A 23,016-nucleotide genomic window follows, 5' to 3' on the forward strand; every position below is an offset into this window, starting at 1 on the left:
CCCTCTACGGAGGGCTTTTTATTGATCATTTTGATCTACATCTCTGTAACTTAAAATATAAAAGGAATTAGCTATCGAATCTGTGGGTTATTTCGACTATATCTTATCTCTGGTGGTGTATATCGTAGTCAGAACACTGTAAAGGGAGCATATAGATGAGCATGTCCGACGATAGCCATAACGCATCAACTGCCGGTAAGTGTCCTTTTCATCAGGGCGGTCACGATCAGAGCGCGGGAGCAGGAACGAACAACCGCGACTGGTGGCCTAATCAACTCCGTGTAGATTTGCTGAACCAACATTCCAACCGTTCGAACCCACTGGGCGAGGACTTCAACTACCGCAAAGAATTTAGCAAACTCGACTATTCTGCCCTGAAAGGGGATCTCAGAGCCCTTCTGTCCGAATCTCAACCGTGGTGGCCTGCCGACTGGGGTACCTATGCCGGTTTATTCATCCGTATGGCATGGCACGGTGCAGGGACTTATCGCTCCATCGATGGACGCGGTGGCGCGGGTCGCGGACAGCAGCGTTTTGCACCACTGAACTCCTGGCCGGACAACGTTAGCCTTGATAAGGCGCGTCGTCTGCTGTGGCCAATCAAGCAGAAATATGGTCAGAAAATTTCCTGGGCCGACCTGTTTATCCTCGCGGGTAACGTGGCGCTGGAAAACTCAGGCTTCCGCACCTTCGGTTTTGGCGCAGGGCGTGAAGATGTCTGGGAACCGGATCTCGACGTAAACTGGGGGGATGAGAAAGCCTGGCTGACTCACCGCCATCCTGAAGAGCTGGCAAAAGCCCCGCTTGGCGCAACCGAGATGGGTCTTATCTATGTTAACCCGGAAGGTCCTGATCACAGTGGTGAGCCGCTTTCTGCGGCAGCGGCTATTCGTGCGACCTTCGGTAATATGGGGATGAACGACGAAGAAACTGTCGCGCTGATTGGTGGTGGTCATACGTTGGGTAAAACCCACGGTGCAGCACCAGCATCCCATGTTGGTCCTGATCCAGAATCAGCACCAATTGAAGCGCAGGGACTGGGCTGGGCCAGCAGCTACGGCAGCGGCTCGGGTGCAGATGCCATCACCTCTGGTCTGGAAGTCGTCTGGACGCAGACGCCGACCCAGTGGAGCAACTATTTCTTCGAGAACCTGTTCAAATATGAGTGGGTGCAAACGCGCAGCCCGGCAGGCGCTATTCAGTTTGAAGCGGTTGACGCACCGGAGATTATCCCCGATCCGTTTGATCCGTCGAAAAAACGCAAGCCTACAATGCTGGTCACCGACCTGACCTTGCGCTTTGATCCTGAGTTCGAGAAGATCTCTCGTCGTTTCCTTAACGATCCGCAAGCGTTCAATGAAGCCTTTGCCCGTGCGTGGTTTAAACTGACGCACCGTGATATGGGGCCGAAATCGCGCTACATCGGACCGGAAGTACCGCAAGAAGATCTGATTTGGCAGGACCCGCTGCCGCATGCGTTCTTCAACCCAAGCGAAGAAGACATTCTTAACCTGAAGGCGACCATTGCAGCTTCCGGGCTTTCTGTCAGTGAGTTGGTATCGGTGGCGTGGGCTTCCGCATCGACTTTCCGTGGCGGTGACAAACGTGGTGGTGCTAACGGTGCTCGCCTGGCGCTGGCACCACAACGCGGTTGGGATGTGAATGCGACTGCGGCACGTGTTCTGCCTGTGCTGGAAGGTATTTATAAATCTGCTCATACCGCCTCGTTGGCCGACATTATCGTGCTGGCCGGTGTGGTAGGTGTTGAGAAAGCGGCAAGCGCGGCGGGTGTTAACATCACTGTACCTTTTGTTCCGGGCCGCGTAGATGCGCGTCAGGACCAAACCGATATCGAGATGTTTGAGCTGCTGGAGCCTATTGCAGATGGTTTCCGTAACTATCGTGCCCGTCCTGACGTGTCGACCACCGAGTCATTACTGATCGATAAAGCGCAGCAGTTGACCCTGACGGCACCGGAAATGACCGTGCTGGTAGGCGGGATGCGCGTACTGGGTGCCAACTTCGATGGTAGTCAGCATGGCGTCTTTACCGATCGTCCAGGCGTGCTCAGCAATGACTTCTTCGTCAACCTGCTGGATATGCGTAACGAATGGAAAGCGACTGACGAATCGAAAGAGGTCTTTGAAGGTCGTGACCGTCTGAACGGTGAAGTGAAATACACCGCAACCCGCGCCGACCTGGTGTTTGGCTCTAACTCGGTACTGCGTGCGCTGGCAGAAGTTTATGCCTGCAGCGATGCCCACGAGAAGTTCGTGAAGGACTTTGTCGCGGCATGGGTGAAAGTGATGAACCTGGACCGTTTCGATCTGCTGTGATCGAAAATGCCGGATAAGCTTTGCGTTTATCCGGCCTGCCAGACAGAAAAATCCCCGCCATTGCGGGGATTTTTTATGGTGTGCTTATTCCCACTCTTGCAGATACCGCTGGCCATACTGATCGGCCACCAGCAGCGCAGCGTAAACCTGATCTGGTGTGGCACCGCCCGGCATGTTATGGATAGTCTCGCCTTCGGCACAAGCCGCTTCTGCCACAATGCGCATCTTCGCGGGAACATCCTGTTTGATGTCCAGTTGTGCCAGCGTAATAGGCAGACCAACGGAATGGCACAGTGCAGCCACGGTTTCGATTTCGTCTACCGGCGCGTTTTCCAGCACCAGTTGCGTCAATGTACCGAAAGCCACCTTCTCACCGTGGTAGTAGTGATGTGCATCCGGGATTGCCGTCAGACCGTTATGGATCGCGTGTGCAGCGGCCAGGCCACCGCTTTCAAAACCCACGCCGCTCAGATAGGTATTGGCTTCAATGACGCCCTCCAGCGCAGGCGTTACCACATGCTGCTCGGCGGCCAGCATCGCTTTTTCGCCTTCTTCAATCAGCGTATTGAAGCACAGCTCAGCTAGTGCCAGTGCGGCCTGAGTGCATTGACCACCCGCCATGGTCGTTGCGCCGCTGCGTGAGCAGGCGCGTGCTTCAAACCAGGTTGCCAGCGCATCGCCGATACCTGCTGCCAGCAGCCGCGCAGGCGCACCCGCGACAATTTTGGTATCAACAATGACCCTGTCCGGGTTGTTTGGCAGCAGCAAATAGCGATCGAATTCACCGGCATCGGTGTAAATGACGGACAGCGCACTACATGGCGCATCGGTAGAGGCGATGGTTGGCGCAATGGCAACCGGTACACCCATAAAGTGCGCCAGCGCTTTGGCGGTATCCAGCGTTTTACCCCCGCCGATACCGAGCACTGCACCGCATTGCGCTTTTTCTGCCACGCCACGCAGGCGGTCGATTTCGTTTTGTGAACATTCACCACCAAATGGCACGATCTCGAGTGCCAGACCGGCGTCATGGAAGCTTTTTTCCAGTGCCGATTGTGCAAATCCTAAGACAAACTTGTCCCCAACGACCAGCCAGCGTTCTGCCAGTGGTTTGAGATAGCTGCCAAGACGGGTAATAACATCAGCGCCCTGGATGTACTTACCAGGTGATTGAATAATGCGATCCATACTTTATTTCCCTCACAGGTTGATGTGACCAAATGCGTTGTTCCAGTCCTGCTCAAACTTCTCTATAGCTGACTCTACCGCAGGGGTATTGAGCATTTGTTGCGCTACGTCTAATGGCAGGGTGATTGCGGCACATCCTGCCAGTAAGCAATCCAGCGCCTGGCGCGGTGTCTTAAAACTGGCTGCCAACACCATGCTGTTTGGCGCATGTATCTCCAGAAGCGTTTGCAGCTCCTGCACCGTGCGGATACCGTCACCACCCTGAGCATCAATGCGGTTAACGTATGGTGCGATATATTTTGCCCCAGCCAGTGCGGCCAGCAGACCCTGAGAAGCACTGTAAACGGCGGTTCCCAGCGTGGTGATACCCTCTTTTTTTAGCATTTTGATGGCAGCCAGGCCTTCAGCCGTGACGGGAATCTTCACCACCAGACCGGGGACGGCGTTGCTCAGGCGTCTGGCTTCTTCCACCATGCCTTGTGCATCCCGGCTCATGGTTTGGGCAAACAAAATGCCCTCTTCGCCGATGGCGTTTTGCAGACGTGGTAGTACATCCCAGATGGATTCTTTGCTGGCCGCGACAATACTGGGGTTGGTTGTGACCCCGGCGATGGGGAAGATGCGAGCCAGACGTTCAACTTCCGCGACGTTAGCGGTATCCAGGTACAGTTCCATATAAAACACCCTCTTAATTTCTCGTTAGCAGCCCGTTACCGGGATACTTTGCTGTGCTCAGGATAAGAGTGTTTCGGCATGCTGCGCTATCTGACAAATCTGTCAAAAGCTGGACAAATGTAATGTGTCGGTGAAAGTGGGAGATACTTCACATGTTCTTGGTTGGTCAGTTTATGCTGATGGCCGGGGATACGCGTTTCTTTTTAATATTACAAAAATCCAGTAAATATGTTTTTTGTCCTCTGTGGGTTTTGTCGCGACTTCACCTTAATGTGGGGACGTCTCTTTTTCCGTTAACTGGCTGTGATATTGCCGCCGATACTCAGATGGTGAGCGTTCGGTATTTTTGCGAAACAGGCGACAGAAGTAGTTGCTGTCGACGAACCCGCAGGCGTGTGCAACTTCTTTAATTTTCAGATCGTAGCCCTTCAATAGCGTTTTCGCTTGTTCAAGTCGGGTGTGGTTAAGATATTCGTTAAAACCAATGGCTCCGGTTTTCTGAAACAGATGCGAAAGATAATTCGGTGAGATGTAAAAGGCCTGGGCGACGGATTCGCGGGTCAACGGAGAGGCGTAGCGTTCGTCAATGTAGTCGCGAATGGCGTCGAAAAGTGCCTGGCTACGCGATGCTGTCTGGATTTGGCTACCGAGCAGGTCACGGCAATGGCTGAACAGGCTGGCAATAATTAATTTCGCGGTTTGCTGCTCCTGGGGCTGCATTTGTATTTCATTGAGCGCCTGTAGCAGGAAGGAGCCGATACGCGGCCCGCGGCGTGCCACATGTTGATTGGCGAGATGTTGGAACTGGCGGCCATCCCATTGCATAACGCTAAAGATTAACTGCTGCTTAGCGAACAGAATCGTCAGCATAGTGACGGGCGTTTGCCATTGCGGAAGATTCCAGCCTCCTGCCGGGACGTACAGAACGTCCCCGGGAACAAGTATGTTGCCGATACCTGTATCCGAAAGTTGCCCCTCCAGCACGATTTCCAGTCGTGGAAAATCTACCTTATACGCCAGTTCTGGCGTTACGGCATTGCTGCTGGCGAAGTAAACCTGGTGCAGCGGTAAGGGGCCGTTAATCAGGCGGGAAAGTAGGTGGCTGATGTTGTGATACATGTGAATCCCTGACAGATCGTGGACAGGGAAACAGTAACCGTCATCATAAAAAAAGGCCACTCTTAAAGAGTGGCCTGAGAGAGCGTTACTGATTCCCGATTTGATCGCCGTAAGGCAGGGAGTCGTAATCGATCAGGGCGTTTTTCTTGTACGGATTACCAATCCAGCGGGTCGTCTCTTTGAACTCCGGGCTGGTAATAGAACGGGTCGGATCGAAACCATCGTACGTAAAGCCTGCCAAATCTGACCAGGTATGGATAAGTTCAGAGCTGCTGTACTTACGATTAACGTCCTGTGAGAAGTCGCGTGGGTGCGCAGCCTGCCATTTTTCAGACGTCCACAGCAGGAACGGTACCGTATACATATGGCGCGTTGGGCTATCTTCATTACGGCCCTGCGTTTTATGTGGCGGCGTGTCATACACTTCTTCACCATGGTCAGAGAAGTAGAGCAGGAAGCCGTTCGGATCAGTTGCTTTGTAGTCTTTGATCAGGCTGGCAATGATATGGTCGTTATAGACGTTGGCATTGTCATAATCGTTATATGACTCCAGTTCATCACTGCTCAGACCTGCAGGTACGTTCTCGGTATTACCGTCAAACTTACCCTGGCCTTCCGGGTAGCGGAATTTGTATTTAATGTGCGTACCCAGCAAGTGAACGATGATGAACTTTTTCGGTGCCGGGTCGGCCATGACTTCTTTAAACGGTCCCAGCACGTTGCTGTCGTATTCACGCGCACTTTGGGTACGCTGCTGGTTCATATAGAACTGCTTGTCTGTCTGCCGGGAAAATACGGTCAGCATGGTGTTACGGGCGGTCATTGTTTGCTGGTTGGTTATCCAGAACGTTTTATAACCCGCCTGTTTCATCATATTCATCAACGACGGCTGCGTCAGATATAAATCCGGGTTCTTCTCGTTTGCGAAGGTCAGCGCCTGTTGCAGGATTTCAATCGTGTAAGGACGTGAGGTCACGACATTATTGAACACGGTGAAGTTTGGATCGGATTTATGCAGCGCATCCAGTTCCGGCGTGGTTTCACGTGGGTAGCCGTACAGGCTCATGCGGCCACGTTGAGTTGACTCGCCAATCACCAGCACCAGCGTACGCGGCGCATCACCAGAATTGTCTTTAAAGTTAGCCAGTGGTGGCAATGCGTTGTTCTCATTCAGCAGGCTATTTAATGCGGTCAATTGTTGACGGTATTGATAATAACCAGAGATGAACTGCCATGGCGCGGCAGGCTCCATGCGCGATGCAAGGCCGCCCAGCGTTTTCTCAAAAGGCTTATGCTTGATAAACGTATTGACGGTCATTGGGTGCAGAATTAAACCGTACAACAGCGCAAATGACACCAGATAACGCCATGGCGACGGAATATGGACCGGGCGTAAACGCGTCCACAGCAGGATTGCGGTTGCTGTATAGGCCAGTGCGATAAGTACTATCTTGAGACTGAAATATTGGCTCAGATATTCGCGGGCTTCGTTGGCGTTGGTTTCAAACATAACGAACAGAACGCTTTGTGAGAATTCTTGTCCGTAAATAACGTAATAACTCAGCGCGGCCAATGAAGCAGCCCAGAGTGCCACACCAATAACGGCGGCGATAATGCGAATACGGTTCGGGAATAAGAATACCGGAATCAACCACAATGAGCTGAACAGTATTGAGTCGCGTAATCCGTTAGTTCCGCTATAGCCACTAAAATAAATAATGGCCTGGAGTAAGGTAGAGAAGAACCAAAAATAGAGGAGTGCCCAACCCAGGGCTTTCCAGCTAAATTTGGGTTTAGACTGGAGTTGTAAGGATTGCATAGTGTGAGCCTGTCTTTAATCGTAGCGCCAACGTTAGCGGCTAAACCTTAAGAGGATCTGAAGCAATGCGAGTCGAATATCGCGTTTTGCTAACAAATATCCATTGGATGTATAAAATGCAGACAGGAATATATTAAAAATGAGGTGGTTATGACAGCAGTATTTTATGTCACCCTCGCACAATAGCACGAGGGTGACAGGCATAAAAATTAGCCGGTGTTACGCATACCGGCAGCAACGCCAGCAATTGTCACCATTAGCGCCTGTTCGACGCGTGGGTCTGGTGCATGACCTTGCTCTTCTGCCAGGCGCGAACGATATAATAATTCGGCCTGTAAGACGTTCAGTGGGTCAGTATAAATATTCCTTAACTGAATAGACTCGGCAATCCACGGTAGATCGGCCATCAAATGCGAGTCATTGGCAATTGCCAACACCACATTGATATCGGCCTCCAGACGCTGACGCAGTTCTTCACCCAATGGCCAAAGCTCTTTTTTGACCAGGCGCTGATCGTAGTACTCCGCCAGCCACAGGTCAGCTTTTGAGAACACCATCTCCAGCATGCCAAGACGCGTGGAGAAGAATGGCCAGTCACGGCACATTGCTTCAAGCTCGCTTTGCTTACCGTCTTCAACTACTTTTTGCAGCGCCGTACCCGCACCCAGCCAGGCCGGAAGCATCAGGCGGTTCTGTGTCCAGGCGAAGATCCACGGAATAGCACGCAGAGACTCTACGCCACCGGTCGGGCGGCGTTTTGCCGGACGTGAGCCGAGCGGTAACTTGCCCAGTTCCTGCTCTGGTGTTGCTGAACGGAAGTAAGGTACAAAGTCTTTATTTTCACGAACATACCCACGATAGAGATCGCAGGAGATATCTGAAAGCTCATCCATGATATGACGCCAGCCATCTTTTGGTTCCGGCGGCGGTAACAGGTTAGCTTCCAGAATCGCGGCAGTGTACAGCGACAGGCTACTGATGGTGACTTCCGGTAGGCCGTATTTGAAGCGGATCATCTCGCCTTGTTCTGTCACGCGCAGGCCGCCTTTAAGGCTACCTGGTGGTTGAGAGAGCAGTGCCGCATGGGCAGGCGCGCCACCACGACCAATAGAGCCGCCGCGACCGTGGAACAGTGTCAGTTCAATACCGGCTTTTTCGCAGGTTTTGATCAGCGCGTCCTGTGCCTGATATTGCGCCCAGGAAGCGGCCATCACGCCGGCGTCTTTTGCAGAGTCAGAATAGCCAATCATGACCATCTGTTTGCCCTGAATAAAGCCGCGATACCAGTCGATATTCAGTAGCTGGCTCATAACATCATCGGCGTTGTTCAGGTCGTCCAGCGTCTCAAACAGCGGTGCGACCGGCATAGCAAAACCAATGCCGGCTTCCTTCAGCAGCAAATGCACGGCCAGTACGTCAGACGGTGTTTTCGCCATTGAGATTACATAGGCAGCAATGGAGCCATAAGGCGCTTCGGCAATCACCCGGCAGGTATCGAGCACTTCACGGGTATCGTTGCTGGGTTCCCAATTACGTGGCAGAAGCGGGCGCTTGGAGTTCAGTTCACGGATCAAGAAGGCTTGTTTATCCGCTTCTGACCAGTTTTCGTAGTCACCAATGCCCAGATACCGGGTCAATTCGCCCAGTGCCTCGGTATGACGAGTGCTTTCCTGACGAATATCAATGCGTACCAGCGGTACGCCGAAACATTTCACGCGCCTGAGGGTGTCGAGCAACTCACCATTGGCGATGATACCCATACCACAGGCCTGCAGAGACTGGTAACACGCATACAGCGGCTCCCAAAGCTGTTCGTTTTGGGTTAGCAGGCCAGCAGGTTTTGGCAGTTTTTCGCCTTTCAGACGCGCTTCCAGCCAGGCCTGAGTTGCCATCAGACGCGAACGCAGCATTTTCATCAGATAGCGGTAAGGTTCTGCCGCACCTTCTTCACCGACCAGCGCCATCAGTTCCGGTGTGGCTTCAACCATCGACAGTTCAGAAATCAGGAACTGGATGTCCTTCAGGAACAGGTCAGTGGCTTTCCAACGACTAAGCAGCAGCACATGGCGGGTGATATCTGCGGTGACATTCGGGTTACCATCACGGTCGCCGCCCATCCAGGAGGTAAAACGTACCGGAACAAAATCAACAGGTAGCTTATAGCCCAGATGTTCTTCCAACTGTTCATTTAGCTCGCGCAGGTAGTTAGGTACGCCTTCCCACAGGCTGTTTTCAACCACTGCGAAGCCCCATTTGGCTTCATCAACCGGGCTTGGTCGTAGTTTACGGATTTCATCCGTATGCCAGGACTGAGCAATCAACTGGCGCAGACGACGCATCAGCTGATTGCGTTCGTAATCAACGATATCTTTGTTATCAAGCTGTTTGAGGCATGCGTTTACTTCACCCATTTTATGAATCAAGGTGCGGCGGGTGATTTCGGTTGGGTGTGCGGTCAGTACCAGCTCCAGAGACAGCGATTCCACGGCGTTCTTGATGGTGGCTTCATTGAGGTTGGGCTGGTCTTTCAGTTTACGCAAAGTACGAGCAATCACTTCCGGGTTGCTGGCAGCTTCGCCTTTTGGCGAAATACTGTGGTACTGCTCGGCGGTATTGGCCAGATTCAGGAACTGGCTAAATGCGCGGGCAACGGGCAGCAGCTCGTCGTTAGACAGATTTTGCAGTGTGGTGAGCAGTTCCTGGCGATTAACTTCATTGCCAGCGCGAGATGATTTGGACAGCTTACGGATTGTTTCTACGCGATCAAGAATGTTCTCTCCCAGCGCATCCTTGATGGTCTCTCCCAGCACTTTGCCGAGCATACTGACATTACTACGCAACGCGGAATATTGTTCGTTCATATTAACCCAGACACCCCATCTTTAATTTATGTGTCCTGTATCCTTCGCGCCACAGCGGTGTTGGCTGCGCTCGAAATCTCTCGGACTTAATTTTTTCGCCGTCTTTTATAAAGCCACGTAAAACTCGTGACGTCAATTGCTGCGAAATCGCTTCAGCAAACCAATAAATCGCGGCAATTTATTAAAGTTAATTCACATCGTGCCAAATAAGAAAAGCTTATGAACATGTGACATAGAGATGCCGGATGGCGCTGCGCTTATCCGGCCTACAAGACGGGGTAGGCCCGGTAAGCGTAGCGCCACCGGGCAAGTTTCATTAGTGCCAGCAGAAATGGTGCACAACCTGGGTGATTAATTCACGGGTTGGCTTAATAAAGCGTGTTTCCAGATATTCATCTGGCTGATGTGCCTGATTAATAGAACCGGGACCCAATACCAGCGTCGGACACAGCGTCTGGATAAATGGCGCTTCGGTGCAGTAGTTCACCACTTCAGTCTGTGCGCCCAGCAGTTTCTCAACCACCTCGACCAGTTGATGGTCCGGCGGACACTCATAGCCAGGAATGGGCGGATGCAGTTCCGATACCGTCAGGCGACCCGGCCAACGCTCACTGACCGGGGCCAGCGCATCGTTAAGTAGCCCATTCAGATCGTTAAGCGTCATGCCGGGTAGTGGACGAATATCCATATGCAGTTCGCAGCAGGCGCAGATACGGTTAGCTGCATCGCCGCCATGAATATGGCCCAGATTTAACGTGGGGTACGGCACGGTAAAAGCGTCATGGTGATAGCGTTCTTTCAGGCCATCGCGCAGCTTCATGATATGGCCGATAGCATCATGCATCAGTTCAATCGCATTCACGCCGCGTGCCGGATCGCTTGAGTGACCCGACTGACCCAAAATTCGAATGGCGTTAGAGATATGGCCTTTGTGCGCGCGAACGGGCTGCAGAGATGTCGGTTCGCCAATGATTGCGCAGTCCGGGCGGAGCGAAGTCGTTTCAGAAAAGTAACGAGCGCCGGCCATGCTGGTCTCTTCATCAGCGGTGGCCAGAATGTAGAGCGGCTTTTTCAGTTTCGTGACATCCACACCGCGCAGTGCATCGAGAATAAAGGCGAAAAAGCCTTTCATATCCGCGGTGCCCAGACCGTAGAGCTTATTGTCGTGCTCGGTGAGGGTGAAGGGATCGCGCGTCCAACGCCCATCGTCAAAAGGTACGGTATCGGTATGGCCTGCCAACAACAGACCGCCGGCACCGTGCCCGACACTCGCCAGCATGTTGAATTTATTGCGCGTACCAGGAACAGGCTGAACCTCAACATTGAAACCTAAATCTTTGAACCAGTCCGCCAGCAGAGTGATTAAACCTGCATTGCTTTGATCGAGCGCTTCTTCGGTTGCGCTAATCGACGGTGTGGCAATCAGAGCGCGGTAAATCTCGATAAATGGCGGTAAATTGTTTTTCATTGTTGACACACCTCGGGTCATGATAGTATCAATATTCATGCAGTATTTGTGAATAAAAATACAATAACATTGAGCGTAATAAAACCCACCAAGTGTAAGGTGAGGTGATAAAGGCTTATACCTGGCAACCGAATCTAAGAAGGTGAACAGCTCCGATGTTGAATACGCTGATTGTGGGCGCGAGTGGCTACGCTGGCGCAGAGCTTGTGACCTATGTAAATCGCCATCCTGATATGACCATAACCGCTTTGACCGTCTCAGCGCAAAGCAATGATGCAGGAAAATTAATCTCCGATTTACATCCGCAGCTAAAAGGCATTGTCGATTTGCCGTTACAGCCAATGTCCGATATCAGCGAGTTTAGCGCAGGGGTGGACGTTGTGTTCCTCGCGACGGCTCATGAGGTCAGTCATGATCTGGCTCCGCAGTTTCTGCGTGCCGGTTGTGTGGTGTTTGACCTCTCGGGTGCGTTTCGCGTAAACGACGGCGCATTCTATGAGAAATACTATGGCTTTACCCATCAGCATCCTGAACTGCTGGAACAGGCGGTATACGGTCTGGCTGAGTGGAGCGTAGACAGACTGAAAGACGCGAATTTGATTGCTGTTCCGGGTTGTTACCCGACGGCGGCACAATTGTCGCTGAAACCACTTATTGATGCCGGGCTACTGGACCTTACTCAGTGGCCGGTGATTAACGCCACCAGTGGGGTGAGCGGTGCGGGCCGTAAGGCCGCTATTTCGAACAGCTTTTGTGAAGTGAGCCTGCAACCGTATGGCGTGTTTACTCATCGCCATCAGCCGGAAATCGCTACTCACCTGGGTACGGAGGTGATCTTCACTCCACATCTGGGTAATTTCCCGCGTGGGATCCTGGAAACTATTACCTGCCGTCTGAATTCGGGTGTCACTCAGGCTCAGGTCGCGCAGACGCTGCAACAGGCATACAGCGATAAACCGTTGGTGCGCCTGTATGAAAAAGGCGTTCCGGCACTGAAAAATGTGGTTGGCTTACCGTTCTGTGATATCGGATTTGCTGTGCAGGGCGAACATCTGATTGTGGTAGCGACTGAAGATAACTTATTGAAGGGCGCGGCGGCACAGGCCATGCAGTGCGCAAATATCCGTTTCGGCTTTGCTGAGACGCAGTCTCTTATTTAAGGGTGCAATGATGAATCCATTAATTATCAAGCTGGGCGGCGTTTTACTGGATAGCGAAGAGGCGCTGGAGCGTCTGTTTACCGCGCTGGTAAATTATCGCGAGTCGCATCAGCGTCCGCTGGTCATTGTGCACGGTGGTGGCTGTGTCGTCGACGAGCTGATGAAACAACTTAATCTGCCGGTGAAAAAGAAAAATGGCCTGCGTGTTACGCCAGCCGATCAAATCGACATCATCACCGGGGCGCTGGCGGGGACCGCGAATAAAACCTTACTGGCCTGGGCGAAAAAACATCAAATTGCCTCTGTGGGTCTGTATCTTGGCGATGGCGACAGTGTAAAAGTGACGCCACTCGATAAAGAGTTAGGTCACGTTGGACTGGCGCAGCCGGGTTCGCCTAAGCTGATTAACACGCTGCTGGAAGGGGGCTTTCTGCCGGTAGTGAGTTCCATTGGCGTTACTGAGGATGGGCTGTTGATGAACGTCAATGCCGATCAGGCGGCGACGGCGCTGGCGGCAACGCTGGGTGCTGATCTGATCCTGCTCTCCGATGTGAGCGGTATTCTGGATGGTAAAGGCCAGCGTATTGCCGAAATGACCGCGACGAAAGCGGAACAGTTGATTGAGCAGGGCATTATTACCGATGGCATGATCGTGAAGGTCAACGCGGCACTGGATGCTGCGCGTACGCTGGGCCGCCCGGTAGATATCGCTTCCTGGCGTCATGCTGAGCAACTCCCGGCGCTGTTTAACGGCACGCCGATTGGTACGCGTATTCTGGCTTAACTATTAATGTGCCGGATGGCGGCTTCGCCTGATCCGGCCGACATGGGTTTTGTAGGCCCGGTAAGCGCAGCGCCACCGGGCAAAAATATCATATTAAGGAAATTCGTTATGGCACTTTGGGGTGGGCGTTTTACACAGGCAGCAGATCAGCGGTTCAAACAGTTCAACGACTCGTTGCGTTTTGACTACCGCCTGGCAGAGCAGGATATTGTCGGCTCTGTGGCCTGGTCCAAAGCGCTGGTAACCGTCGGCGTACTGACTGCAGATGAACAACTACAGCTGGAAGACGCGCTGAATAATCTGCTGGAAGAGGTACGCCTGGACCCGCAGCAGATCCTGCAAAGTGATGCGGAAGATATTCACAGTTGGGTGGAAGGCAAGCTGATTGATAAAGTCGGGCAGTTAGGTAAAAAACTGCACACCGGGCGTAGCCGTAATGACCAGGTCGCAACTGACCTTAAACTGTGGTGCAAAGACACGGTCATGGAACTGTTGTCTGCGAATCGTCAGTTGCAAAGCGCGTTAGTCGACACCGCGCAAAATAATCAGGACGCGGTTATGCCGGGTTACACCCACTTGCAGCGTGCACAGCCGGTGACGTTTGCGCACTGGTGTCTGGCATATGTCGAAATGCTGGCGCGTGATGAGAGCCGTCTGCAGGATGCGCTTAAGCGTCTGGACGTTAGCCCGTTAGGCTGTGGTGCACTGGCGGGTACCGCCTACGAAATCGATCGTGAGCAACTGGCTGGCTGGTTGGGTTTTTCCTCGGCAACCCGCAACAGCCTGGACAGCGTTTCCGATCGTGACCATGTCCTGGAGTTGCTCTCTGATGCCTCTATCGGCATGGTGCATCTGTCGCGCTTTGCTGAAGATATGATTTTCTTTAACACTGGCGAAGCAGGCTTTGTGGAGTTATCCGATCGTGTGACCTCAGGTTCATCCCTGATGCCACAGAAGAAAAACCCGGATGCATTAGAGCTGATCCGTGGCAAATGTGGCCGTGTACAAGGTGCGCTGACCGGTATGATGATGACACTGAAAGGTCTGCCGCTGGCGTATAACAAAGATATGCAGGAAGACAAAGAAGGCCTGTTCGATGCACTCGATACCTGGCTGGACTGTTTACACATGGCCGCACTGGTGCTGGACGGCATTCAGGTGAAACGTCCTCGTTGTCAGGAAGCGGCGCAGCAGGGTTATGCCAACGCCACTGAATTGGCGGATTATCTGGTTGCCAAAGGTGTTCCGTTCCGCGAAGCACACCATATCGTAGGTGAGACGGTGGTTGAGGCGATTCGTCAGGGTAAACCGCTGGAAGCATTGTCGCTGGCCGACTTGCAAAAGTTCAGCAGCGTCATTGGCGATGATGTCTATCCGATACTTTCCCTGCAATCCTGTCTGGACAAACGTGCAGCGAAAGGTGGCGTATCACCGCAGCAGGTTGCGCAGGCAATCGACTATGCGAAGGCACGTCTGTAGGCCGGATAAGGCGAAGCCGCCATCCGGCACTGTGCGCCGTTCTGCCTGATAAGCGTAGCGCCATCAGGTAAAAAGTTATCAGAGCCTGGCATTAAGCCGGGCTTTTTTATGCAAAAAAAATGCGGACCAGAGGTCCGCAAAAGTTCACGTTGGCTTTAGTTATTTCGAGTATGAGAACGGACAGGCGCTTCAAGGGTTAAAGGGTACCGTTCCGTTTCTGTGGTGCATTATTAAACAGAAAGCTTGATAGGGATAATCGTTCGTTGCTATGCTACCTATCGCCATGAACTATCGTGGCGATGGAGGATGAATAATGAATATTCGTGATCTTGAATACCTGGTGGCGCTAGCCGAGCATCGTCACTTCCGGCGAGCGGCGGATTCCTGCCACGTCAGCCAGCCAACGCTTAGCGGGCAAATCCGCAAACTGGAAGATGAGCTTGGTGTTATGCTGCTGGAGCGTACGAGTCGTAAAGTGCTGTTCACTCAGGCAGGTTTACTGCTGGTGGATCAGGCGCGTACCGTGCTGCGCGAGGTCAAAGTGCTCAAGGAAATGGCAAGCCAACAAGGCGAGACAATGTCTGGCCCGCTGCACATTGGTTTGATCCCAACGGTGGGGCCATACCTGTTGCCGCATATTATCCCTATGTTGCACCAGACCTTCCCGAAACTGGAAATGTATCTGCATGAAGCGCAGACGCATCAACTGCTGGCGCAACTGGATAGCGGTAAGCTCGACTGCGTGATCCTGGCGTTGGTCAAGGAAAGTGAGGCGTTCATTGAAGTGCCACTGTTTGATGAGCCTATGATGCTGGCGATCTATGAAGATCACCCATGGGCAAACCGCGACTGTGTGCCGATGTCAGATTTGGCAGGTGAAAAACTGTTAATGCTGGAAGACGGGCACTGTCTGCGCGATCAGGCGATGGGCTTCTGCTTTGAAGCAGGTGCCGATGAAGACACCCATTTCCGGGCAACCAGTCTGGAAACGCTGCGCAATATGGTTGCGGCAGGGAGTGGCATTACTTTGCTGCCTGCACTGGCCGTTCCGCCAGAGCGTAAGCGTGATGGTGTGGTCTATCTGCCGTGCATTAAGCCGGAACCGCGCCGTACTATTGGTCTCGTCTATCGTCCGGGATCGCCGTTACGCAGCCGTTATGAACAGCTGGCAGAGGCCATCCGTGGGGCAATGGATGGCCATTTCGACAAAGCGTTAAAACAGGCGGTTTAAGCCGTTTAGCGCGGCTACCCGATAGGCTTCTGCCATGGTTGGGTAGTTAAAGGTGGTGTTAACGAAGTACTCGATGGTGTTACCACCACCTTTTTGCTCCATGATCGCCTGACCGATATGAATAATTTCGGCTGCGCGTTCCCCAAAGCAATGGATCCCCAAAATCTCTTTGGTCTCGCGATGGAACAAAATTTTCAGCGTTCCGACACTCATTCCGACGATTTGCGCTCGTGCCAGATGCTTAAACTGGGCGCGACCGACTTCGTATGGGACTTTCATTGCCGTTAGCTGCTGTTCGGTTTTACCGACGGAGCTGATTTCAGGAATGGTATAAATCCCGGTGGGAATATCTTCGATCAGATGTGCGGTGGCTTCGCCTTTGACCAGTGCCTGAGCGGCGATACGTCCCTGATCGTAGGCTGCAGATGCCAGGCTTGGGTAACCGATCACATCGCCAACGGCATACACATGCGGCAGTGCGGTCTGATACATGCTATTTACTTTTAGCTGCCCGCGACTGTCCGTTTTCAGGCCAATATTTTCTAGTGCCAGCGAATCGGTATTACCGGTACGACCATTGGCGTACAGCAGACAGTCTGCTTTCAGCTTTTTACCGGATTTCAGGTGCATGATGACGCCGTCATCACAGCCTTCAATCCGCTCATACTCTTCGTTGTGGCGAATGACCACGCCGCTGTTCCAGAAGTGGTATGAGAGTGAATCGGACATCTCTTGATCGAGGAATGCCAGCAGACGATCGCGGGTGTTGATTAAATCAACTTTTACGTCCATCCCTCGGAAGATCGACGCATATTCGCAGCCAATCACGCCTGCGCCATAAATCAGAACATGGCGAGGTTCGTGATGCAGGCTGAGGATAGAATCGCTGTCGTAAACGCGTGGGTGCGAAAAATCGACGTCAGTTGGATGATAAGGGCGCGAGCCACAGGCAATAACAAACTTATCTGCGGTGAGTGTTTCCACTGTACCGTCGTGACATTCCAGAGCAAGGGTGTGTTCGTCGACGAAACGGGCATTTCCCTGCAGAATTTCACAGTGGTTGCGCTCGTAAAAACCTTGCCGCATACGCGTTTGCTGATTAATTACGTTATCAGCATGGTTGAGAATATCGGCGAAAGAAGAACGAAGAAGTCGGGAATGGTCGCTGTAAAGTGGGTTCTGATTGAATTCGATAATACGGCTGACTGCGTGGCGGAGCGCTTTCGACGGGATGGTGCCCCAATGGGTACAGCCTCCGCCGACGTTATGATAGCGCTCAATAACCGCGACGCGCGCTCCTTGCTTAACCAGACCCATCGCAGCGCCTTCGCCGCCGGGACCGGAACCTATTACTATTGCATCGTAATCGTAGGAATGTGACATGGTCAGGCTTACCTGTTCTTATACATAAAAGCAACAGAATAGTAACATCGTTGTTGGGATAACCCAATTATCGTTGTGCTTTTTTGCGAAGTCGAAGCACAAACTGCGCGTAAACAATCATTCACAAAGCCATGCCAACCGCCTAATCTCTGGTATAGTGCCAGCAAGGTATGTGGAAGGATTCAGACATCGTGATGGGCGTTAGAGCGCAACAAAAAGAGAAAACCCGGCGTTCGCTGGTAGAAGCCGCATTTAGTCAACTCAGCGCTGAGCGTAGTTTTGCCAGCCTAAGTTTACGAGAAGTTGCTCGTGAAGCGGGCATTGCGCCAACCTCGTTTTATCGCCATTTCCGCGATGTGGATGAGCTCGGCCTGACGATGGTGGATGAGAGCGGTCTGATGCTGCGCCAGTTGATGCGTCAGGCTCGTCAGCGTATCGCCAAAGGCGGTAGTGTGATCCGTACCTCGGTCTCAACATTTATGGAGTTCATCGGCAACAATCCCAACGCCTTCCGTTTATTATTGCGCGAGCGTTCGGGCACCTCCGCAGCGTTTCGTGCAGCGGTTGCGCGTGAAATTCAGCACTTCATTGCGGAACTTGCGGACTATCTTGAACTCGAAAACCATATGCCTCGCGCGTTTACTGAAGCGCAAGCCGAAGCCATGGTAACGATTGTGTTCAGTGCCGGGGCAGAAGCACTGGATGTTGGCGCTGAACAGCGTCGGCAGCTGGAAGAGCGGCTGGTATTGCAACTGCGCATGATCGCCAAAGGCGCATTTTACTGGTACCGCCGTGAACAAGAGAAGATGACGCACCACTCCGAGTAACGAGAAGGACGAGCAATGAAACAGTCAGGTCAAGATAAAGGTACGCTGCTGCTGGCGCTGGTTGCTGGCTTATCGATCAATGGCACATTCGCGGCGCTGTTTAGCTCCATTGTGCCATTCTCTGTATTCCCGATTATTTCGCTGGTGTTGACGGTTTACTGTCTGCATCAACGTTACCAGAATCGCACCATGCCTGTGGGGTTACCGGGCCTGGCTGCAGCCTGTTTTATTCTCGGTGTTCTGCTGTACAGCACCGTTGTACGTGCTGAATATCCGGATATTGGCTCTAACTTCTTCCCGGCGGTACTGTCGGTGATTCTGGTGTTCTGGATCGGCTTTAAAGTGCGTAACCGTAAGCAGGAAATCGCGGAGTAACCGTTGTAGCTGTAGGCCGGATAAGGCAAAGCCGCCATCCGGCAATCTGAACCGGTAGTGCTTATCCGGCCTCCGTTCAGTCTTACTTCTTCGTTAACAGTACGCCGCACTCCATATGGTGCGTATACGGGAACTGATCGAACAGCGCCAGACGTGAAACATTGTGCGTCTGGCTTAATGTTTCCAGGTTCTTACACAGTGTCTCCGGGTTGCAGGAGATGTACAGAATACGCGGATACGCCTGCACCATTTTCTCCGTTTCGCTGTCCAGACCGCTGCGCGGTGGGTCAACGAAAATGGTCTCGCACTGATAACTCTTCAGATCAATCCCCTGCAACCGGTTGAATTCGCGAACACCGTTCATTGCCTGTGTAAACTCTTCGGCTGCCATACGGATAATTTGTACATTATCAATATGGTTAGCGGTGATGTTGTACTGGGCTGCAGCAACGGACGGCTTGGCGATTTCGGTGGCCAGTACGCGGTTGAAGTTCTGCGCCAGCGCTAATGAAAAGTTGCCATTACCGCAGTACAGCTCCAGCAGATCGCCCTTTGAATCTTTGGTGACATCAATCGCCCATTCCAGCATCTGAATGTTCATTGCAGCATTCGGTTGCGTGAAACTGTTCTCAACCTGGCGGTAGATAATCTCTTTGCCCGCGACCGGTAAACGTTCGTCGATATAATCCTGATCCAACTCGATTTTAGTTTTGGTCGCCCGGCCGATCAGGTGCACATTCAGGTTTTGCGCCCGCAGCGCATCCCGCAGCACTTCGGCTTCCTGGCGCCACTCATTATCCAGTTTTTTATGGTACAGCATGGATACCACCGCCTGACCGCTCAGGGTGGTGAGGTAATCAATCTGGAACAGTTTGTGACGCAGGATGTGGTTGTTGCGTACACCTTCAATCATTGCCGTCATCAGCGTGTTGATAAGCTCGCTGGCCGCCGGAAAGCTGTCGACGCGAATACGGTTTTTCGTTTGGCTGTCGAACATGATGTGGTACAGGTCATCCCCGTCATGCCACAGACGGAACTCGGCACGCATACGGTAATGGCTAACCGGTGAGCGGAACACTTCCGGAGCCTGTGCATAAAATGGCGTCATTAAGCTCTGCAGACGCACCACTTTTTCAGCTAACTGTGCGTCGTACTGTTCTGTCGGAAGGTGTTCGGGGGTCATGATGCGTCCTGAAAAATAAAAGTACGCGGGGATTGTAGGGATTGCTCATCAGATGTCCAGTTATTGATGATTTCCGATATTGTGATATCCGGTCTGGACAGTAGGTTGTAACAAACTGTAGCATCCGTTTTCCGGTCCTGTGAGTTAAAAGGGAATCCAGTGTGAATCTGGAGCTGACGCGCAGCGGTAAGGAAAGGTGAAATGAGAGCGTAAAGCAGACACTGCCTGTGGGTGGGAAGTCTTCATTTCTTTTTATTCGGTATCCTGAATAACCTTCCAAGCCCGAAGACCTGCCGGCTAACGTCGCATCTGGTTTTCACTATCGCGTACTATCGGTGGACCTGCGGCATCCTTCTTATATTGTGGATGCTTTACAATGATTAAAAAATCGTTGCTGTTGACGGCGCTTTCCGTCGCGGCATCTTCTGGTTGGGCGCAGGATGCTAGCCCAGATACTCTCGTCGTCACTGCCAACCGTTTTCAGCAGCCCCTAAGCGCAGTACTTGCACCCATCACCGTCGTTACACGTCAGGACATTGATCGCTGGCAATCTACCTCGGTAAACGATGTACTGCGTCGTTTGCCTAGTGTTGATATCGCGCAAAGCGGCGGTATGGGGCAAAACTCGTCTATTTTTATTCGCGGCACTAACGCCAGCCATGTTCTGGTGTTGATAGATGGTGTGCGTCTTAATTTAGCGGGAGTTAGCGGCTCGGCCGATCTTAGCCAGTTCCCGGTATCGCTGGTGCAACGTATTGAGTATATCCGCGGGCCGCGTTCCGCTATATATGGTTCGGATGCGATTGGCGGTGTGGTGAATATCATTACTACGCGCGAAAAACCAGGGACGGAACTGACTGCCGGCGTGGGAAGCAATGGGTATCAGAATTATGATATCTCAACCCAACAACAGCTTGGCGAAAATACGCGTCTCACGCTGATGGGCGATTATGCCTACACCAAAGGCTTCGATGTCGTGGCCTACGGTAGCACTGGTGCACAGGCTCAACCGGATAAAGACGGTTTCTTAAGCAAGACGCTGTATGGCGCACTGGAGCACAACTTCTCCGAGACATGGAGCGGGTTCGTTCGTGGTTATGGTTATGATAACCGCACAGATTATGACTCGTATTATTCTCCTGGCTCTGCACTACTTGATACCCGACAGCTTTATAGCCAGAGCTGGGACGCTGGGTTACGTTTTAATGGCGAGCTTATTCAGTCACAACTGGTTTCGAGCTACAGCCACAGTAAAGACTACAACTATGATCCGAACTATGGCCGCTATGATTCCTCGGCCACGTTGGATGATATGAAGCAATATAATGTTCAGTGGTCAAACAGCATAGTTGTTGGCCACGGTAACATTGGTGCAGGCGTGGACTGGCAAAAGCAAACCACGGAGCCTGGCACTGGGTATGTTACGGACGGTTACGACCAACGTAATACTGGCCTCTATTTGACGGGATTGCAGCAGCTTGGTGACTTCACCTTCGAAGGTGCGGCACGTAGTGATGATAACTCCGAGTTTGGTCGCCATGGTACATGGCAAACCAGTGCTGGATGGGAGTTTATCGAAGGCTATCGTTTCATTGCCTCCTATGGCACATCTTACAAAGCGCCAAATCTGGGGCAGTTGCATGGCTATTACGGCAATGCAAATCTTGATCCCGAAGAGAGTAAGCAGTGGGAAGGGGCGTTTGAAGGGTTAACATCAGGTGTTAACTGGCGCGTGTCAGGGTATCGCAACGATATCGATGACATGATCGACTACAACACTCACACTCAGAAGTACTACAACGAAGGCAAAGCGCGTATTAAAGGTATCGAAGCGACTGCAAACTTCGACACCGGGCCGTTGGCGCATACGCTTAGCTACGACTACGTAGATTCGCGTAATGCGATTACCAACGAGCCACTGGCTCGTCGTTCTAAACAGCAGGTGAAATACCAACTCGACTGGCAGGTCTATGATTTTGACTGGGGCCTGACATATCAATATCTGGGGACGCGATACGATACGGACTACGTTACTTATCAACCGGTAAAATTGGGTGGTGTGAGTTTGTGGGATCTGGCAGTGTCATATCCGATCACCTCACAGCTGACAGTTCGTGGTAAAATCGCCAACCTGTTCGATAAAGATTACGAGACAGTTTATGGCTACCCAACTGCAGGACGGGAATACACCTTGTCTGGCAGCTACACCTTCTGATTCACGTCCTACCGTGCTGGTGTTTGATTCCGGCGTCGGTGGGTTGTCGGTCTACAATGAGATCCGGAATCTCCTGCCGGATCTCCACTATATATATGCTTTCGATAACGTCGCTTTTCCTTATGGTGAGAAAAGCGAAGAGTTTATCGTTGAGCGTGTTGTTGAGATTGTGACGGCAGTTCAGCAACGCTATCCCCTCGCACTTGCGGTTATCGCATGCAATACCGCCAGCACGGTGTCACTCCCGGCATTACGTGAAAAGTTCGCTTTTCCGGTTGTCGGTGTGGTGCCTGCGATTAAACCCGCGGCGCGGCTCACCGCGAATGGTATTGTCGGGCTACTGGCGACGCGCGCGACGGTGAAACGCTCGTACACACACGAATTGATTGCGCGGTTTGCTAACGAGTGTCAGATAGCGATGTTGGGATCCGCTGAGCTGGTGGAACTGGCAGAAGCGAAGCTGCACGGAGAACCCGTCTCGCTGGAAGAGCTGCGTCGTATTCTGCGACCGTGGCTGCGGATGTCGGAACCCCCTGATACGGTGGTCCTTGGATGCACCCATTTCCCTCTATTACAGGAAGAGTTATTGCAAGTCCTCCCGGAAGGGACGCGACTGGTGGATTCCGGTGCAGCGATTGCGCGTCGAACGGCCTGGCTATTGGAACACGAAGCGCCAGATGCAAAATCAGCCGATGAGAATGTGGCATTCTGCATGGCAATGACAACAGAGGCTGAACAATTATTGCCAGTGTTGCAGCGCTATGGCTTCAAAACGCTCGAAAAACTGTCAGTTTAAGTGGTTTTGGTGAAAAAATACGCATTCGGAAGATTATTTTAAATTTCCCCTTGTCAGCCTGAAATAACTCCCTATAATGCGCCTCCACTGACACGGAACAACGGATTACAAGCCGCC

17 protein-coding genes and 1 riboswitch are annotated in these 23,016 nt (G+C 52.2%); of the genes, 9 read left to right on the forward strand and 8 right to left on the reverse strand.

Going from position 1 to position 23,016, the window contains the following annotated elements:
- Positions 1-155: 155 nt before the first annotated feature.
- The gene (gene katG, locus QMN38_RS20865) at positions 156-2,336 is read left to right on the forward strand and encodes a catalase/peroxidase HPI (protein WP_271442186.1); all 2,181 of its coding nucleotides are present in this window, start codon (positions 156-158) and stop codon (positions 2,334-2,336) included.
- An 84-nt stretch (positions 2,337-2,420) separates the two neighbouring features.
- On the opposite strand, the gene gldA is transcribed toward katG, so the two are convergent.
- The 6 genes from gldA to argE form a co-directional block, all read right to left on the reverse strand.
- A complete protein-coding gene (gene gldA / locus QMN38_RS20870; RefSeq protein WP_323605894.1) occupies positions 2,421-3,524 on the reverse strand; it encodes a bifunctional L-1,2-propanediol dehydrogenase/glycerol dehydrogenase in 1,104 nt (367 codons plus the stop codon).
- A 12-nt stretch (positions 3,525-3,536) separates the two neighbouring features.
- Positions 3,537-4,199, reverse strand: coding sequence for a fructose-6-phosphate aldolase (gene fsa, locus QMN38_RS20875; RefSeq protein WP_271454800.1), 663 nt, complete (start codon positions 4,197-4,199; stop codon positions 3,537-3,539).
- Positions 4,200-4,466: 267 nt separating this feature from the next.
- On the reverse strand, positions 4,467-5,318 hold the full coding sequence (locus QMN38_RS20880) for an AraC family transcriptional regulator (protein ID WP_271456574.1): 852 nt from the start codon (positions 5,316-5,318) through the stop codon (positions 4,467-4,469).
- An 85-nt stretch (positions 5,319-5,403) separates the two neighbouring features.
- Positions 5,404-7,137, reverse strand: coding sequence for a phosphoethanolamine transferase CptA (locus tag QMN38_RS20885; protein ID WP_271442189.1), 1,734 nt, complete (start codon positions 7,135-7,137; stop codon positions 5,404-5,406).
- A gap of 209 nt (positions 7,138-7,346) precedes the next feature.
- The gene (ppc, locus tag QMN38_RS20890) at positions 7,347-9,998 is read right to left on the reverse strand and encodes a phosphoenolpyruvate carboxylase (protein WP_323605896.1); all 2,652 of its coding nucleotides are present in this window, start codon (positions 9,996-9,998) and stop codon (positions 7,347-7,349) included.
- Between the two features lie 316 nt (positions 9,999-10,314).
- Entirely contained in the window at positions 10,315-11,466 is a 1,152-nt protein-coding gene (gene argE, locus QMN38_RS20895) for an acetylornithine deacetylase (protein ID WP_271449585.1), read from the reverse strand.
- Positions 11,467-11,621: 155 nt separating this feature from the next.
- On the opposite strand from argE, the gene argC reads away from it, so the two are divergent.
- The 4 genes from argC (at position 11,622) to oxyR (ending at position 16,120) form a co-directional block, all read left to right on the forward strand.
- Positions 11,622-12,626: an N-acetyl-gamma-glutamyl-phosphate reductase gene (gene argC, locus QMN38_RS20900; protein WP_271454796.1), complete on the forward strand. Its 1,005-nt coding sequence runs from the start codon at positions 11,622-11,624 to the stop codon at positions 12,624-12,626.
- 7 nt (positions 12,627-12,633) lie between these two features.
- The gene (gene argB / locus QMN38_RS20905; protein ID WP_137378532.1) at positions 12,634-13,410 is read left to right on the forward strand and encodes an acetylglutamate kinase; all 777 of its coding nucleotides are present in this window, start codon (positions 12,634-12,636) and stop codon (positions 13,408-13,410) included.
- Between the two features lie 108 nt (positions 13,411-13,518).
- Positions 13,519-14,889: an argininosuccinate lyase gene (argH, locus tag QMN38_RS20910; protein WP_323605900.1), complete on the forward strand. Its 1,371-nt coding sequence runs from the start codon at positions 13,519-13,521 to the stop codon at positions 14,887-14,889.
- Positions 14,890-15,202: 313 nt separating this feature from the next.
- Positions 15,203-16,120, forward strand: coding sequence for a DNA-binding transcriptional regulator OxyR (gene oxyR / locus QMN38_RS20915; RefSeq protein ID WP_137381485.1), 918 nt, complete (start codon positions 15,203-15,205; stop codon positions 16,118-16,120).
- Here oxyR and sthA read toward each other — a convergent pair.
- Positions 16,103-17,503 (reverse strand): Si-specific NAD(P)(+) transhydrogenase, encoded by a 1,401-nt coding sequence (gene sthA, locus QMN38_RS20920; RefSeq protein WP_202037223.1) that lies wholly within the window; start codon positions 17,501-17,503, stop codon positions 16,103-16,105. The genes oxyR and sthA overlap by 18 nt on opposite strands.
- 191 nt (positions 17,504-17,694) lie before the next feature.
- Here sthA and fabR point away from each other — a divergent pair, with 191 nt between their 5' ends.
- Both fabR and QMN38_RS20930 read left to right on the forward strand, forming a co-directional pair.
- Positions 17,695-18,330, forward strand: a complete 636-nt coding sequence (fabR, locus tag QMN38_RS20925) for an HTH-type transcriptional repressor FabR (protein WP_003028862.1) — start codon at positions 17,695-17,697, stop codon at positions 18,328-18,330.
- Positions 18,331-18,345: 15 nt separating this feature from the next.
- Positions 18,346-18,705 carry a YijD family membrane protein gene (locus QMN38_RS20930; protein ID WP_003825114.1) on the forward strand — a complete coding sequence of 120 codons (360 nt, stop codon included), beginning with the start codon at positions 18,346-18,348 and terminating at the stop codon, positions 18,703-18,705.
- A gap of 82 nt (positions 18,706-18,787) precedes the next feature.
- Here the strand turns inward: QMN38_RS20930 and trmA are convergent, their stop codons facing one another.
- Complete coding sequence (gene trmA, locus QMN38_RS20935; protein WP_323605905.1) at positions 18,788-19,888, reverse strand: tRNA (uridine(54)-C5)-methyltransferase TrmA; 1,101 nt, start codon at positions 19,886-19,888, stop codon at positions 18,788-18,790.
- A 115-nt stretch (positions 19,889-20,003) separates the two neighbouring features.
- Positions 20,004-20,200: riboswitch (cobalamin riboswitch) on the forward strand.
- A gap of 64 nt (positions 20,201-20,264) precedes the next feature.
- Here trmA and btuB point away from each other — a divergent pair.
- Positions 20,265-22,103: a TonB-dependent vitamin B12 receptor BtuB gene (btuB, locus tag QMN38_RS20940; protein ID WP_323605907.1), complete on the forward strand. Its 1,839-nt coding sequence runs from the start codon at positions 20,265-20,267 to the stop codon at positions 22,101-22,103.
- Positions 22,048-22,899 carry a glutamate racemase gene (gene murI / locus QMN38_RS20945; protein ID WP_323605909.1) on the forward strand — a complete coding sequence of 284 codons (852 nt, stop codon included), beginning with the start codon at positions 22,048-22,050 and terminating at the stop codon, positions 22,897-22,899. The genes btuB and murI overlap by 56 nt, the downstream gene beginning before the upstream one ends.
- Positions 22,900-23,016: the final 117 nt, after the last annotated feature.

The organism is Citrobacter sp. R-1.5.2 (assembly GCF_035064245.1).
GTDB lineage: Bacteria > Pseudomonadota > Gammaproteobacteria > Enterobacterales > Enterobacteriaceae > Citrobacter.

Excerpts from the sequence above, each read along its gene's own strand:
- argH (WP_323605900.1), top strand. The coding sequence starts at position 13,519 with ATGGCACTTTGGGGTGGGCGTTTTACACAGGCAGCAGATCAGCGGTTC.
- QMN38_RS20880 (WP_271456574.1), bottom strand. The coding sequence starts at position 5,318 with ATGTATCACAACATCAGCCACCTACTTTCCCGCCTGATTAACGGCCCC.
- oxyR (WP_137381485.1), top strand. The coding sequence starts at position 15,203 with ATGAATATTCGTGATCTTGAATACCTGGTGGCGCTAGCCGAGCATCGT.
- murI (WP_323605909.1), top strand. The coding sequence starts at position 22,048 with ATGGCTACCCAACTGCAGGACGGGAATACACCTTGTCTGGCAGCTACA.
- ppc (WP_323605896.1), bottom strand. The coding sequence starts at position 9,998 with ATGAACGAACAATATTCCGCGTTGCGTAGTAATGTCAGTATGCTCGGC.
- QMN38_RS20885 (WP_271442189.1), bottom strand. The coding sequence starts at position 7,137 with ATGCAATCCTTACAACTCCAGTCTAAACCCAAATTTAGCTGGAAAGCC.
- sthA (WP_202037223.1), bottom strand. The coding sequence starts at position 17,503 with ATGTCACATTCCTACGATTACGATGCAATAGTAATAGGTTCCGGTCCC.
- btuB (WP_323605907.1), top strand. The coding sequence starts at position 20,265 with ATGATTAAAAAATCGTTGCTGTTGACGGCGCTTTCCGTCGCGGCATCT.
- fsa (WP_271454800.1), bottom strand. The coding sequence starts at position 4,199 with ATGGAACTGTACCTGGATACCGCTAACGTCGCGGAAGTTGAACGTCTG.
- argC (WP_271454796.1), top strand. The coding sequence starts at position 11,622 with ATGTTGAATACGCTGATTGTGGGCGCGAGTGGCTACGCTGGCGCAGAG.
- trmA (WP_323605905.1), bottom strand. The coding sequence starts at position 19,888 with ATGACCCCCGAACACCTTCCGACAGAACAGTACGACGCACAGTTAGCT.
- argE (WP_271449585.1), bottom strand. The coding sequence starts at position 11,466 with ATGAAAAACAATTTACCGCCATTTATCGAGATTTACCGCGCTCTGATT.
- gldA (WP_323605894.1), bottom strand. The coding sequence starts at position 3,524 with ATGGATCGCATTATTCAATCACCTGGTAAGTACATCCAGGGCGCTGAT.
- argB (WP_137378532.1), top strand. The coding sequence starts at position 12,634 with ATGATGAATCCATTAATTATCAAGCTGGGCGGCGTTTTACTGGATAGC.
- katG (WP_271442186.1), top strand. The coding sequence starts at position 156 with ATGAGCATGTCCGACGATAGCCATAACGCATCAACTGCCGGTAAGTGT.
- QMN38_RS20930 (WP_003825114.1), top strand. The coding sequence starts at position 18,346 with ATGAAACAGTCAGGTCAAGATAAAGGTACGCTGCTGCTGGCGCTGGTT.